The organism is Kitasatospora sp. MBT66 (assembly GCF_000710405.2).
Taxonomy (GTDB): domain Bacteria; phylum Actinomycetota; class Actinomycetes; order Streptomycetales; family Streptomycetaceae; genus Kitasatospora; species Kitasatospora purpeofusca.
This window is the reverse complement of sequence record NZ_JAIY01000015.1, coordinates 194,904-196,063: the sequence shown is the minus strand read 5'-3', so window position 1 is coordinate 196,063 and position 1,160 is coordinate 194,904. Positions and strand designations below refer to the sequence as shown.

Annotated in this window: 1 protein-coding gene; it reads left to right on the top strand. The window is 74.1% G+C overall.

Annotated elements, in window-relative coordinates:
* A partial coding sequence (locus tag BI06_RS54170; RefSeq protein ID WP_233290424.1) for a xanthine dehydrogenase family protein molybdopterin-binding subunit occupies positions 1–1,070 on the top strand: 1,070 nt, incomplete at its 5' end.
* Between the last annotated feature and the right edge of the window lie 90 nt (positions 1,071–1,160).

Sequence of the window (1,160 nt, the reverse complement as noted above, 5' to 3'; positions counted from 1 at the left end):
TGCGGGCCCCGGGCGAGGCGCCCGGCATGTTCGCGCTGGAGTGCGCGATGGACGAACTGGCGCTGGCCTGCGGTGTCGACCCGGTGGAGCTTCGGCTGCGCAACGAACCCGACACCGAACCCGACAGCGGCCGGCCCTTCTCCAGTCGCCACCTGGCCGAATGCCTGCGGGAGGGAGCACACCGCTTCGGCTGGGCCGGCCGCGGCCCAGCAGGACGTGCCGAGGGCCGGCTGCTGGTCGGAACGGGCGTGGCGGCCTCCACCTACCCGGTGCTGATCGCCCCGGCCGCCGCCGAGGTGCGGGCGGCGGCGGACGGCACCTTCGAGGTGCGGGTCAACGCGACCGACATCGGCACCGGCGCCCGCACGGTGCTGGCGGTGATCGCCGCGGAGGTCCTGGCCGTCCCGGTGGAGCGCATCACGATCGAGATCGGGCGCAGCGACCTGCCGCGCGGCGGAGTGGCGGGCGGCTCCAGCGGCACCTCCTCCTGGGGCTGGGCGGTGCACGCGGCGGCGTCCGAGCTGGCACGCCGACTCGCCGCGGGAGCGCCGGTGCCGACGCAGGGCCTGTCGGCGAGTGCCGACACCCGGGAGCTCGTCGAACAGGGCTCGGAGTACGCCCGGCACGCGTTCGGCGCGCAGTTCGCCGAGGTGCAGGTGGACCGGGACACCGGCGAGGTGCGACTGCGTCGACTGCTCGGGGTGTTCGCGGCGGGGCGGATCCTGAACCCGCTCACGGCCCGGTCACAGCTCCTCGGCGGCATGGTGATGGGGGCGTCGATGGCGTTGCTGGAGGATTCGACGATGGATCCGCTGTTCGGCGACCACGCCGAGCGGGACCTCGCCTCGTACCACGTCGCGGTGAACGCCGACGTCCCGGACGTCCAGGCGTACTGGATCGACGAACGGGACGAGCACGTCAGCCCCATGGGATCGAAGGGCATCGGTGAGATCGGCATCGTCGGCACGGCCGCGGCGATCGCGAACGCGGTGCACCACGCGACCGGCGTACGGGTGAGGGAACTCCCCATCGGGGTGCGCGCCCTGGTGGCGCGGCTGGACGGGCCGTGAAGTGCGAGCCTCGACCGCGCAGGTCGTCGGCCATCAGTGCCGGAGGAGGCAGGGCAGGAGGGGGGGTCGGGCAGGAGGGGGGTCGGGCAG